The 13,589-nt window shown below is 67.6% G+C and carries 10 protein-coding genes; 3 read left to right on the forward strand and 7 right to left on the reverse strand.

Annotated elements, in window-relative coordinates:
• The first annotated feature begins 151 nt into the window (after positions 1-151).
• Together BM052_RS08755 and uvrC are read left to right on the forward strand one after the other, a co-directional pair.
• Positions 152-3,244, forward strand: coding sequence for a TonB-dependent receptor plug domain-containing protein (locus BM052_RS08755; protein ID WP_091145660.1), 3,093 nt, complete (start codon positions 152-154; stop codon positions 3,242-3,244).
• An 80-nt stretch (positions 3,245-3,324) separates the two neighbouring features.
• Entirely contained in the window at positions 3,325-5,268 is a 1,944-nt protein-coding gene (gene uvrC, locus BM052_RS08760) for an excinuclease ABC subunit UvrC (protein ID WP_091145662.1), read from the forward strand.
• Between the two features lie 187 nt (positions 5,269-5,455).
• Here the strand turns inward: uvrC and BM052_RS08765 are convergent, their stop codons facing one another.
• From BM052_RS08765 to BM052_RS08795, 7 genes are all read right to left on the reverse strand, one after another.
• Positions 5,456-6,628 (reverse strand): GNAT family N-acetyltransferase, encoded by a 1,173-nt coding sequence (locus BM052_RS08765; protein WP_255406042.1) that lies wholly within the window; start codon positions 6,626-6,628, stop codon positions 5,456-5,458.
• 193 nt (positions 6,629-6,821) lie between these two features.
• Positions 6,822-8,930, reverse strand: a complete 2,109-nt coding sequence (locus BM052_RS08770) for a sodium-translocating pyrophosphatase (RefSeq protein ID WP_091145667.1) — start codon at positions 8,928-8,930, stop codon at positions 6,822-6,824.
• A gap of 149 nt (positions 8,931-9,079) precedes the next feature.
• Entirely contained in the window at positions 9,080-10,036 is a 957-nt protein-coding gene (gene thiL / locus BM052_RS08775) for a thiamine-phosphate kinase (RefSeq protein WP_091145668.1), read from the reverse strand.
• 83 nt (positions 10,037-10,119) lie between these two features.
• On the reverse strand, positions 10,120-10,578 hold the full coding sequence (gene nusB, locus BM052_RS08780; RefSeq protein WP_091145671.1) for a transcription antitermination factor NusB: 459 nt from the start codon (positions 10,576-10,578) through the stop codon (positions 10,120-10,122).
• Complete coding sequence (gene hisD / locus BM052_RS08785) at positions 10,575-11,864, reverse strand: histidinol dehydrogenase (protein WP_091145673.1); 1,290 nt, start codon at positions 11,862-11,864, stop codon at positions 10,575-10,577. Before hisD ends, nusB begins: the two co-directional genes overlap by 4 nt.
• Positions 11,864-12,532: an ATP phosphoribosyltransferase gene (gene hisG, locus BM052_RS08790; RefSeq protein ID WP_091145676.1), complete on the reverse strand. Its 669-nt coding sequence runs from the start codon at positions 12,530-12,532 to the stop codon at positions 11,864-11,866. The genes hisD and hisG overlap by 1 nt, the downstream gene beginning before the upstream one ends.
• Before the next feature lie 95 nt (positions 12,533-12,627).
• Positions 12,628-12,900 carry a BolA family protein gene (locus BM052_RS08795; RefSeq protein ID WP_177198406.1) on the reverse strand — a complete coding sequence of 91 codons (273 nt, stop codon included), beginning with the start codon at positions 12,898-12,900 and terminating at the stop codon, positions 12,628-12,630.
• 39 nt (positions 12,901-12,939) lie between these two features.
• Here BM052_RS08795 and BM052_RS08800 point away from each other — a divergent pair, with 39 nt between their 5' ends.
• Positions 12,940-13,551, forward strand: coding sequence for a J domain-containing protein (locus BM052_RS08800; protein ID WP_091146048.1), 612 nt, complete (start codon positions 12,940-12,942; stop codon positions 13,549-13,551).
• The last annotated feature ends 38 nt before the right edge of the window (positions 13,552-13,589 follow it).

Consider the following 13,589-nt stretch of genomic DNA (forward strand, 5'->3'; position numbering starts at 1 on the left):
AAAAGGGAAGACTTGGCGGTTCATCGCCGCGCAAGATCCTTGCGACAAAATGTTACCCCGTGCCCGCTTGTCCGGAGCAGGGACGGACGGCATCAGCGGGAGTGGGACGGGACATCGATAAGCACGGCGACTATCTTGGCGGAGATTCTGTTTGCGTTCCCTTCCCCTCATCAGCCTGGTCTTTTGTCTGTCTGCGCCCGCCGCGGCCCTGGCCGAGGGCGTGAACGAGGATGTGGCCGCGCCGACCGCCAAGGAGAAACAGGAAGATTCGGAAGAACCGCTGGAGGTTCACGGCAACGAAATCCTGGTGCTGGCGCCGCGCATTCGCGGCCAGCTTAATGTGCCGCAGCAGCCGATCGAGGTCTTCACCGAGGAGGATATTTCCGCCTACGGCGTGAACTCGATCGAAGAACTGCTCGACGCGATCTCACCGCAGACCGCAAGCGGGCGAGGGCGCGGGGACGGGCGGCCGGTGATGCTGCTCAACGGCCAGCGGATCACCAGCTTTCGGGAGATGCGCAATATCCCGCCCGAAGCGATCCGGCGCCTGGAGATCCTGCCCGAGGAAGTTGCGCTGCGTTTCGGCTACGCGGCGAACCAGCGCGTGGTGAACATCATCCTCAAGGACCAGTTCGCGGCGGTGACCGGATCGGGCGAATACAATCGCCCGACGCGCGGCGGCTATGACAACTACGAACTGGAAACCGGGCTGTTCAAGGTCGCCGGGCCGCGCCGCTACAACTTTTCGGCCAAGCTCGACGAAACGTCGATGCTGACCGAAGCCGAACGCGGCGTGCGGCAGGAAGATTCGGACACGCCGACAGTGGCCGGGGATCCGGATCCGGCCCGCTACCGCAGCCTGGCCGCCGCCGATCATGAACTCACGCTGGAGGGGACGATGACCCAGGGGCTGGGCGAAAACGGCCTTGGCGGCTCCATCACCGCCAGCGGCGGGTACACGCATACCCAGACCACCTCGCTTTCCGGCCTCGACACGGTGACGCTGAGCCATGACGGCGAGAGCGTGCTGCGAACTTTGCCCGGTCCCCTAACTACCCGCGCCGTGAGCGACGAGTTCGAGGCGGGTTTCGGCTATAGCAGGATGATCGGCGACTGGCAGCTCAGCACCACCGTTGACGGCAGCTACACCGACACGGAAACCCGCGTCGACCGGCGGCGCGAAGCAAGCGCGCTGGTCGCTGCCGCCGCCGCTGGGCAGCTCGCGATCGACGGGCCGCTGCCCTCCGTGCCGGGCGCCGGGGTGGACGTGGCGCGCAACCGGGCCCTGTCGCTGACCAGCCTGGCGACGCTTTCGGGCCGGCCTTTCCGGATGCCGGCCGGCGATGCGAACTTGACGGTGAAGGCCGGCTATGACTTCGATCGGACGCTCAGCAAGGATACCCGCAACGCCTTGGGAACCGTCAAGCTGCCGCGCGGCGACCTGCTGGGCGGGGTCAACCTGGCCTTGCCGCTGACCAGCGCGGATTTCCTCGGCGCGGTGGGCGATCTGACGCTCAATCTCAGCGGTGGGCTCGATCGCCTTTCGGACTTCGGCACGCTGAAGGACTGGAACGCGGGATTGACATGGTCTCCCACTGATACGCTGACGTTCCAGGCGAGCTACCTGGTCGACGAAGAGGCGCCCACGCTGGCGCAGCTCGGCGCGCCGACGATCCTCACCTACAATGTCGCGGTCTATGATTTCACCAAAGCGACGACGGCGCTGGTGACGGTGACTTCGGGCGGCAATCCCGACCTCGTCCGGGAGAAGCAGCGCGACATCAAGCTTTCGGCCACCTGGAAGCTGCCGTTCCTCGATCGTTCGAACCTGATCGTGGAGTATTTCCGCAACCGTTCGACCAACGTGACCCAGTCGTTCCCGCTGCTGACGCCGGCGATCGAGGCTGCGTTTCCGGGGCGGGTGACTCGCAACGCGGACGGCGATCTCATCGCGATAGATCGCCGCGCGGTGACTTTCGACGAAGTTTCCAGTTCGCGGCTGCGCTGGGGCTTCAATCTGTCGGGCAGCCTGGGCGGCAGCGGTGGAGGGGCGGGTTTCGCGGGCGCGGCAGGCGTGGCAGGCGCGATGGGCGGCGGTTCGGCATCGCCGGGCGCGGGTTCGGTGCGCGCGGCCGAAGCGCCTGCGCAGCCGGTCACGGGTCCCCGTGGGCCGATGCCGGGTGACGGTGGTGCCGGTCAGGCCCCGGCCGCGCGGCCGGGATTCGATCCCTCGCGCTTCGAGGCGATCCGGCAGCAGCTTTGCACGCCGGCGGGCGGTGGCGGTGCGCAGCCCGATCTTTCCGGCCTGCCGGAGGGCCTGCGTGCCCGTCTCGCAGGGCCCGACGGCAAAGTCGATCCTGAAAAGCTCGCGCAGTTCAAGCAGCGCGCCTGCGCAGCCGACGGGCCAGGGCAGGGCGGTTTCGATCCGGAGCGCTTCGCCCGGATGCGCACGGCCCTCTGCGGCGAAGGAACCCCCGATCTCGCGGCGCTGCCCGAACGAATGGCCGAACGGCTGCGCGGCCCTGACGGCCAGATCGACCAGGCCCGCCTCACCGCGGTGCGCGAGCGCATGTGCGGCGCGCAGACGCCGCCGATCCCGGGCGGCGAAGCCGGCATGGCTCCCCCGCCGCCCGACCCTCGCGCCGGAATCGGCCGAGCGGACGGGGCGGCGCAGAGTGATCGCCGGGGATCCGATGGTCCGGGCATGGGCCCGGGGCCGGGTGGTGGTGGTCCGCCGATGATGGGTGGGCGCGGCGGCCGGGGCAGCCGCTGGAACCTCTCGATCTATCACACCTGGCGCTTCACCGATCGCGTGAACGTGGCGCCGGGCGTGCCGGTGCTGAACGAACTCGCGGGCGATGCCATCGCGGCGGGCGGTGTCCCGCGTCATGCGATCGAGGCCGAAGGCGGGCTGTTCAAGAACGGCTACGGCCTGCGCCTCAAGGCGGAATGGGACGCCCCCGCCAGGGTCAACGGCACCGGCTTGCCGGGAAGCTCTGACTTGCGCTTCGGCAGCACCTTCGATGTCAGTCTTCGCCTGTTCGCGGACCTTGGGCGCAATGAGGACCTTGTTGCCAGGATGCCGTTCCTCAAGGGCTCGCGCCTGTCGTTCACGGTCGACAACCTGCTCGATTCGCGGCAGAAAGTCACCGATGAGAACGGCGACGTGCCGCTTGCCTACCAGGCCGCGTTCCGCGAACCGCAAGGTAGGGTGATCGGCATCGATTTTCGCAAGATGTTCTGACGGCAAGATGTTCTGACGGATCGTCCGGCGTTCGGGGAACGACGCTTCCCCTTGGCCGACACAATCTCTATCTGCCGGGAATGGCGCGCACACCTGCCGGTACTCCGGAACATCCCCAGGGTCTCCAACGCTTCAACGAGGAGCGGGCGACTTACACCGTGCGGGGATCGGACCAGCCCGATCTCCAGGCGGGCGTCGAGGTGATCCGCGACACCGTGCGCACCCTGCCGACGCGGCCGGGCGTCTACCGCATGCAGGATGCGCGTGGCGATGTCCTCTACGTCGGCAAGGCGCGGGTGCTGCGCAACCGCGTCGCCAACTACGTGCAGTGGGAACGCCTGCCGAGCCGGTTGCAGCGCATGGTCAGCCAGACGCGCGGCATGACCATCGTCACCACCAATTCGGAAGCCGAGGCGCTGCTGCTGGAAGCGCAGTTCATCAAGCGCTTTCGCCCGCCGTACAACGTGCTGCTGCGCGATGACAAATCGTTCCCGTTCATCCTCCTGCACGCCGATCATGCGTTTCCGCGCATCACCAAGCATCGCGGCGCGCGCAAGGCGAAGGGCGACTACTATGGCCCCTTCGCGAGCGCCGGTTCGGTCAACACCACCATCAACGCGCTGCAGAAGCTGTTCCTGCTGCGCAGCTGCACCGACAGCTTCTTTTCCCGGCGCGATCGGCCTTGCCTGCTCTACCAGATCAAGCGCTGCTCCGCGCCCTGTGTCGGCCGGATCGACGCGGGGGACTACGCGGAACTCGTGCGCGAGGCGAAGGACTTCCTTGGCGGCAAATCGGGCGCGGTGCAGAAGAAGATCGAGGTGCAGATGGCGGAGGCCGCCGCGGCGCTCGATTTCGAACGCGCCGCCATGCTGCGCGACCGGCTGCGCGCGGCGACGTTCATCCAGGGCAGCCAGGCGATCAATGCCGAGGGCCTCGACAATGCCGACATCTTCGCGATGGCCAGCAAGGGTGGGCAGATCGGCGTCCAGGCTTTCTTCATTCGCGGCGGCCAGAACTGGGGCCACCGCGCGTTCTTTCCCGCCCACACCGAAGGGCTGAGCGAAGAGGAAGTGCTGCAGAGCTTCCTGGCGCAGTTCTACGAGGAAGTGCCGCCCGCGCGCTGCATCCTGGTCGACCGGGAATTGCCCGAGGCGGAGCTTATGGTCGAGGCGTTCCGCGAGGGGGCGGGGGGCAAGGTCGAGATATCGGTGCCGCAGCGCGGATCGCGGCGGCGCCTGATCGCGCAGGCCACCCGCAATGCCGTCGAGGCGCTCGACCGGCGGCTCGCCGAGCGCGGGACGCAGGCGAGAACGCTGCGCGAGCTGGCCGAGTTCCTGGAACTGCCGGAAGTGCCGGCGCGGATCGAGATCTACGACAACAGCCATATTCAGGGCGCCAAGGCGGTGGGTGCCATGGTCGTCGCCGGGCCCGAAGGGTTCCTCAAGAACCAGTACCGCAAGTTCAACATCAAGACGGCGCAGACCGACGACGATTTCGGCATGATGCGCGAGGTCATGGTGCGCCGGTTCGGACGCGTGCTGGAGGAAGACCCGGAGCGCGAGAACGGCATGTGGCCCGACCTGGTGCTGATCGACGGCGGCAAAGGGCAAATGAACGCCGTGAAGGACGCGCTGGAAGAACTCGGCATCGAGGATGTTCCGCTGATCGCGATCGCCAAGGGCCCGCATCACGGCCGCGAAGGGCGTGAGGTGTTTCACTTCCCCGATGGGCGTGAGAAGATGCTTCCGACGAACTCGCCGGTGCTGTTCCACCTCCAGCGCTTGCGCGACGAGGTGCACCGTTTCGCCATCGGCGCGCATCGCGCCAAGCGCAGCCGGGCGATCACCGCCAGCCCGCTCGATGAGATTCCCGGCATCGGCCCGGCAAGAAAACGCGCGCTGCTGCTGCACTTCGGGACCGCCGGCAAAGTGCGGGCCGCCAGCCTGGAAGACCTCCAGCGCGCGCCCGGCGTCAGCGCGGCGGTGGCGCAGACGATATATGATTTCTATCATCCGAGCGGTTGAGGCCAAGTCTCATTGATCGGAACTGCCGCCGAAGGCGGCGCGGCAATCCAGAGCGGTTGGCCTCAGCCTGGATTGCTTCGGCGGCTTTGCCGCCTCGCGGGCGACGAAGGGGGAAGATTGAGTCGGGCTCAAAGAAATTCGGGATGAGGCCGGCCGGAGCGGCAAGCCCGGACGATCACGCTTGAAGCTATCTCTCCACCGTCGCCGGGCTTCGCGCGGTTTCGGCGCGGACGAACTGGCTGAAGGCGGTGCGGCGCAGCCGGCCGCCGATCGCGATCGAAAGACGCCCGATACCCCTGCGCTCACGCCAGAAATGGTCGATCATCGGATGGTCGGCCGAAGCGCAGCTGTCGCTCCAGGCGATTTCGGGGCGCTCCAGCATGGCGAGGTTCTCGCGCTGAAGCAGCACGCCGGGCGAAAAGCGCGCGAAATTCTCATCGAAAGTGGTCTTGTAGGAAAACGCGCCGGGCGGTGTGAGAAAGGTCGCCAGCATCGCCAGCGGCCTGCCGTCGAGCCGGAGCGTCAGGCGTTCCAGCCGGCCGCGCGCGGCAGCCCCTTCCAGGCTTTCGCGGAACAGCCGGGCATTGGCCTGATCGCAGGCGAGCGCGGAGCCGGCCTTGCCCTTCCAGCCCGCCGCTTCCAGCGCGAGGAACTGCCGGCACCATTCGTCGATCTCGGCGATGTCGTTGCGGCGCTCGAAGGCGAGCTGGCCTTGTTCGGTCAGGCGGCTGGCCTGGCGGCGCAGTTCCTTGCGCTTCTTGCCGGAAAGCGAAGCCTCCAGATAGGCCTCGGGCGAGAGGCTGGACGCCAGCATGGCGCGCGCTTCGCGGTGGACGACCTCCACTTTCCGGCCCTCGCACGCGATCACGCCTGCCAGCGCGGCGTGCATCGGACCGCCCAGGACCATCCCGCGCAAGTGCAGGAACAGCGCGGCGCCTGGCGCAGCGTCGGCCCAGCGCAGTGCCGCCTGCCAGAACGGCACTTCGCAGCCGCGCGCCACCAGGGGGACGCCGCAGAAGCTGTTGGCATGGAGCCAGCTTGAAAGCTGGGGCACCGGCCAGCGGTAATACCGCCCGGCCCGGACGATCGGCAGGATGCCGGAAAGCTGCCCGTCCTGTTCGAAGCGCAGCACCATGACCCTTTCGGTCCCGGGCAGGTTGCGCAGGGAGGGCAGCAGATACCAGCTCTCGAAGAACGGGTTGGGCTCGGCGGCGCGCAACGCCAGCCCGTCCCATGCGCCGACGTCGTCCTCCAGCTCGCGCCAGGGAACGCAGGTAAGCTTGCTTGACGGCAGGTGCGCGCAGGCAGTTTCGGCATCGACCACCGAAGGCGCGATCTCGTCCATTGCCTCGCTTGGCATGTGCCCGAACTTCCGGTTGGGGGAGACTGGAATGGTTCGGGAACCGGCCTAGCAAGCATCCATCAAGGAATTGCTAACGATGCTGAGCTTTGTGGCCCTTTGTGGCCCTTTATGGCTTTGCGTGCCTTCAGGACAAAAGGCCCCGCCGGCATTTGCCGGCAGGGCCTTGAAAGGGTTCGCGCTCAAGCCGCTGTCAACCCGCCGCCAGTGCCGCCAGCAGCAGCAGCGCGACGATGTTGGTGATCTTAATCATCGGGTTCACGGCGGGCCCCGCGGTATCCTTGTAGGGATCGCCCACGGTATCGCCGGTGACGGCGGCCTTGTGCGCCTCGGAGCCCTTGCCGCCGTGGTTGCCGTCCTCGATGTATTTCTTGGCATTGTCCCACGCGCCGCCACCCGAAGTCATCGAGAGCGCGACGAACAGGCCGCTGACGATCACGCCGAGCAGCAGCGCGCCCAGCGCGGCGAAACCGTTTTCGCGCCCGGCGACGGCGGTGATCGCGAAATAGACCACGATCGGCGCCAGCACCGGCAGCAGCGAGGGGACGATCATTTCCTTGATCGCGGCCTTGGTGACGAGATCGACGGTGCGGGCGTAGTCGGGCTTCTGCTCGTAAGTCATGATGCCCGGTTTCTCACGGAACTGCTCGCGCACGTCGACGACCACGTCGCCGGCCGCGCGGCCCACCGCGGTCATGCCCATGGCGCCGAAGAGGTACGGCAGTAGAGCCCCGAGCAGCAGCCCGACGATGACGTAGGGATTCTCCAGGCTGAAGTTGACCGTCAGGTCCGGGAAGAACTCGCGAAGATCGGTGGTGTAGGCGGCGAAGAGAACCAGCGCGGCCAGGCCGGCCGATCCGATCGCGTAACCCTTGGTGACGGCCTTGGTGGTATTGCCCACCGCATCCAGCGCGTCGGTCTTTTCGCGAACCGAATCGTCGAGCCCCGCCATCTCGGCGATGCCGCCCGCATTGTCGGTGACCGGCCCGTAGGCGTCGAGCGCGACGACCATGCCGGCCAGCGCGAGCATCGCGGTGGCGGCATAGGCGATGCCGAGCAGCCCCGCGAGCTGGTAGGCGACGATGATGCCGGTGACGATGACGAGGGTGGGCAGCGCGGTCGCTTCCAGCGAAATCGCGAGGCCCTGGATCACGTTGGTGCCGTGCCCGGTGACGGAGGCCTTGGCGATCGAGCGCACCGGGCGGTAACCGGTGCCGGTGTAGTACTCGGTGATCCAGATGATGAGCCCGGTGATGACGAGGCCAAGCAGCGAGCAATAGAACAGGGTGCGTCCGGAGAAGACCTTTTCCACGCCCAGGACACTATAGCTCATCGGCGCTTCCATGTCGCCCAGCGCATACCCGATCGCCCACCAGATCGCCCCGACCGAGAGGACGGCGGTCACCAGGAAGCCTTTGTACATGGCCCCCATGATGTTGGTTCCGCCGCCGAGACGGACGAAGTAGGTGCCGATGATCGAGGTGACGATGCAGACGCCGCCGATCAGCAGCGGCAGCGTCATCATCGCCATGAGCCCGGTGCCCAAGCCCTTCATCAGCAGTGCGGTCAGCACCATGGTGGCGCCCACCGTCACCACGTAGGTCTCGAACAGGTCGGCGGCCATGCCGGCGCAATCGCCGACGTTGTCGCCCACGTTGTCGGCGATCACGGCCGGGTTGCGCGGGTCGTCCTCGGGAATGCCGGCCTCGACCTTGCCGACCAGGTCGGCGCCGACGTCGGCCGCCTTGGTGAAGATGCCGCCGCCAAGGCGCGCGAAGATCGAAACCAGCGAAGCACCGAGCGCCAGCGCGGTCAGGGCGGTCACCACGACGCGTTCGTTGGGCGCATGGCCGGCGGGGCCGGTCAGATACCAGAAGAACCCGGCGATCGCGAGAAGCGCGAGCCCCGCCACCAGCATGCCGGTGATGGCGCCGGCGCGAAACGCCAGGGTCAATCCCTGCTGGAGACCGAGCTGGGCGGCTGCGGCGGTGCGCACGTTGGAGCGTACCGACACGTTCATGCCGATGAAGCCGGCCGCGCCCGAAAGGATCGCGCCGATGGCGAAGCCGATCGCCGATATCGGGCCCAGCGTCACCGCCAGGATCACGGCAACGATCACGCCGACCACGGCGATCGTCGAATATTGCCGCTTCAGGTAGGCTTGTGCGCCTTCCTGGATGGCGGCTGCGATTTCCTGCATCTTTGCGTTGCCGGCTGGAGAGCCCAGCACCTGACGACTGGTGACGAAGCCATAGACGATGGCCAGAAGTCCCAGGACAATTGCGATCGTGACTTGATTCACGTAACGCCCCCTTCCCAATGTGAGTCCGTTATTCCGACGGGTTTTCCCGTTCGAAGGCGCAAGGGCTATAGACAAGCCGAGGGGCTGGCAAGCGGCTTGTCCGCGGATTTTCGCGCGTTTCTCCGGCCCCGGCCTCTCGATCCGCCACGTCAGTGCTGGTAGCCGAGGCGGTCGGGCAGGGCGATGGGCCGCCCGTCGTGCGCCAGGGCAAGCCCCGCGCCTTGGGTGATCGTACCCACCGCGTGGACCTCGCAGCCCAGCCTCGCAGCGGTTTCGTGGATGCAGGCGGCGTGTTGGGGCGGGGCGGTGAACAGCAGGCCGTAGTCGTCACCGGCGGTCATCGCCATGAGCCGCGCTTCGAGGCTGGTCCCGGCCACCGCGCGGAACGTGGGAGACAACGGGACCGTCTCCACCGCGATCGTCATGGCCGCCGCGCTGGCCTCGGCAAGGCGGCGGCCGTCGATCAGGAGCCCGTCCGAGATGTCCATCATGGCCGTGACCAGCGGCGCCAGCGCGGGGCCGAGCCGGGTTTCCGGGCAAGGGCGGCGATAGCGTCCGGCCAGCCAATCGCTTGCTTCGGGCGCGGCGGGCCGGCCGGTGAGCACCGCCAGCCCCAGGCCGGCATCGCCGATCGTGCCGCTAACCCAGAGCTGGTCTCCCGGCCTTGCGCCGCCGCGCGAGGGGACCGGCCGGCCCTTCGCGGCCTGGCCGAGCGCGATGAGCGAGAAACTCCGGGCGGAGCCGGCCGGCATGCGTACCGTGTCGCCGCCGAGCAGCGGCAGCCGGAAATGTTCGCAGGCATCGGCAAGGCCGGCAAGGAAGCGGCGATCCCATGCCTCCTCGCCCAGCGCATGGGAATAGAGGCACCCGACCGGCTCCGCGCCCTTGGCCGAAAGGTCCGAGGCGTTGACCGCCAACAGTTTCCAGGCGATCGAATCCGGCGGATCATCGGGCAGGTAATGCACGCCTTCCACCACGGTATCGAGCGTGAGCACTAGCGCCTGCCCGCCGATCTCGATCACGGCGGCATCGTCGGCAAGCCCGCGCGCGGCGGGAGAACTGGCGATCCCGCGCAAGGCCTCGATCAAGGCGAATTCGCTGGTCATTGTTCGGCTTCGTCGATGGCCCGGCGGCGGTGCCCGGCTGCGGCGCTTATCCTTTGCCCATCAAGGGAGAAGGTCAACGGGTATCACCGCACCGCCTTGGCTACCGCGTCGAGCACGCCGTTGACGAACTTGGCCTCGCGCGCGTCGAAGAAGGCATGGGCGACGTCGACGTATTCGCTGATCGCCGCGCCGGTGGGGATGTCGGCGCGGGCCATCAGTTCATAGGCGCCGGCGCGCAGGATCTGCAGCATCGTCTTGTCCAGCCGCACCAGCGACCAGCCCTGCGCCAGCTTGCCCGAAAGCAGGCTATCGATCTCGTCGCGCCGGGCGACCGCGCCTTTCACGACATCGTCGAAAAAGGCGACTTCGGCCTGCGCGTACCGATCCTCGTCGATCTCCATGCCCAGGCGGTGGCGGTGGAACTCGTCGAGCAGCGAGGGCAGCGGCGTCGCTTCCATGTCGAACTGGTAGAGCGCCTGCACCGCGGCAAGGCGGGCTGCCGCCCGGGCCTGTTTGGAATTGCCTTGTTTGGGACTGGTCATTGGCCGAGCCTTACGGAAATGGAGCGCGCGTGCGCGGGAAGCCCTTCGGCGTCGGCAAGTGCGACGGCGGCGGGGCCGATCGCTTCCAGCGCCGCCTGGTCGAGCTGGATGAAGCTGGTGCGCTTCATGAAATCGAGCACCGAAAGCCCGGAGGAAAACCGCGCGCGCCGCCCGGTGGGCAGCACGTGGTTCGGTCCTGCCACATAATCGCCCACCGCTTCGGGAGTCATCCGCCCCAGGAAGATCGAACCGGCGTGGCGGATGGCGCGCATCAGCGGCTCGGGATCGTCGGTGGCGATCTCGACGTGTTCGGCGGCCAGGGCATTGGCCAGGGCCGGCGCTTCCTTTAGCGAGGCCACCTCGATGATGACGCCGTTGTCGTCCCAGCTCCTGCGCGCGGTCGGCTCGGTCGGCAACGCCGCAAGCTCGGCCTCCACGGCTTGCGCCACGGCATCGGCGAACGCCGCGTCGTCGGTGATGAGGATCGACTGCGAGGTGGGATCGTGCTCGGCCTGGCTGAGCAGGTCGGCGGCGATCCTGCGGGCCTCGTTCGCCGCGTCGGCGATCACCAGGATTTCGCTGGGGCCCGCCACCATGTCGATGCCCACCACGCCGTAGAGCTGGCGCTTGGCCTCGGCCACCCAGGCGTTGCCGGGGCCGGTTATCACGTCGACCGGGGCGATGCGCTGGGTGCCATAGGCCAGCGCGCCCACCGCATGGGCACCGCCCACGCGCCAGACTTCGTCCACGCCGGCAAGGTGCGCGGCGGCCAGCACCAGCGGGTTGATCCCGCCATTCGGGGTCGGCGTGACGACGACGAGCCGCTCCACGCCGGCGACTTTGGCGGGAATCGCGTTCATCAGCAGCGAGGAGGGATAAGCCGCGCGGCCGCCGGGGACATAGAGCCCGGCGGCGTCGACCGCGCGCCACATGGCGCCGAGGCGCACGCCCGCGTCGTCGGTATAGTCGCGGTCCTCGGGAAGCTGGGCCACATGGTAGGCGCGGATGCGCGCGGCCGCCAGTTCCAGCGCCGCGCGCAAGGCCGGATCGAGCGCGTCGAAGGCCGCGCGGCAGGCTTCGGCGCCGAGGCTCCAGCCGGTCGTTTCAAGGTCGTGGCGGTCGTACTTCGCGGTCAGTTCGGCCAGGGCGGCATCGCCGCGCTCGCGCACGTCCTTGAGGATCGCGGCGACGTCCGCCGCCACGTCCACCGCGCTTTCGCGCCGCTCGGCGACGACGCGCGCGAAGGCCTCGGTGAAGCCGGGATCGCTGGTGGAAAGGCGCAGCATCAGGCCGCGGCCTTTTCGGCCACCAGCGCGCGGAAGCGTTCTACCAGCGCCGCCACCCGCTCGTCGGTCTTGAGCGCGGCGCGGTTGACGATCAGGCGGGCGGAGATGTCGAGGATGCGGCTGGTCTCGACCAGGCCGTTCTCCTTGAGCGTGCGCCCGGTCGATACGAGGTCGACGATCCGGCTGGACAGGCCCAGCGAGGGGGCCAGTTCCATCGCGCCGTTGAGCTTGACCACTTCGGCCTGCACGCCCAGCTTTTCGAAATGACGGCGGGTGAGGTTGGGATACTTGCTGGCGATCCTGAGGTGCGAGGGCAGCGGCCCGCCCGTCTGCCCTTCCGGCTCCGCGACGGAAAGGCGGCAATGGCCGATATCGAGATCCACCGGGGCATAGAGGTCGGGATAGGCGAATTCCTCCACCACGTCCGAACCGACGATGCCCACTTGCGCCGCGCCGTGCGCCACGAATGTCGCCACGTCGAAGGCGCGCACGCGGATCAGGCGCATCTGGCTATCCTCGCCGGCGCCGTTTTCGCAAGCGAACGATAGCGCGCGCGATTTCTTGTCGTGGAACTCGGCTTCGGGCACCACGCCGGCACGCGTCATCAGCGGCAGCGCCTCGTCGAGGATGCGGCCCTTGGGCACGGCGAATGTCAGCGGTCTGGGCATGGTGCGCGCATTTAGGGCGCAAGCCGGCAAAGGGCAACACGCGATGGACGGGGAAGAAAGCGCCTTGGAATGGCGGGAATTCCCCCGGCGCGGCGCTATTCCCTCGGCGCGTTTGCCTTGATGGCCAGGGCGTGGACCCGGTTGCCCGGTATGTCGCCGAGCGCGGCATTGACCATGCGCTGGCGTTGCAGGCGCGAGATGCCGGCGAATCGCGGGCTTTCGATCACAATCGTGAAATGCGATTCGCCGCTGCCGTCATCCCCCGCGTGCCCGCTGTGGCGGGCGGAATCGTTGACGATATCGAGTTGGGTAGGCTCGAAGGCGGCTGTAAGCAGTTGCCGCATTTCCTGCGCGATGGGTCCAGTCATGACTTTCATTTAGGCGCTACATACCCCATCTTGAAGGCGGTGAGACATCATAGATTTCATGGCAGGGTCGAATCCGGCGGGCAGGCATGCAACTGGCCGGGTTGCGCCGAGGCGGGCGAGTTCCGGGCGCCGGGGGGCAGACCCTCGGGTTTTGACGGGCCGGGCGACTATCGCTGGTTCTGCCTTGACCACGTGCGCGAGTTCAACGCCGGCTACGACTATTTCGACGGCATGAATGCGGAGCAGATCTTCCGCGCCCAGTCGCCGCTGCACGGCTGGGAATCGCAAAGCCGTGCGTTCCGGCCCGACGCCGGCGTGGCCGGGACACCGCGCTGGGCGGATTTCACCGATCCGCTGGAAGCGATCGGCGCCCGCGCCCGCGATCACCTGAAGCAGCGCGGTGCCGCAATGAAGCATCGCGGCGCTGGCCCGAAGCCGGGCGATGCCCGCTTCACGAGCGCCGAGCGGCGCGCGCTCGAAGCGTTGGGCCTTGACGGCGATATCGACCGCAAGGCCCTGCGCATGTGCTATACGCGGCTGCTGCGCCAATATCATCCGGATCACAACGGCGGCGATCACAGCCATTCGGCGCGGTTGCAGGGTGTGGTCGAAGCTTATCAGTTGCTGAGGAAAGCCGCCGCCTTTGCCTGATTTGCGGGGCCGGATCGCCTGCGATCGCCCCCGGGGCG

The sequence above is a fragment of the Novosphingobium sp. CF614 genome (genome assembly GCF_900113255.1).
Taxonomy (GTDB): Bacteria; Pseudomonadota; Alphaproteobacteria; order Sphingomonadales; family Sphingomonadaceae; genus Novosphingobium.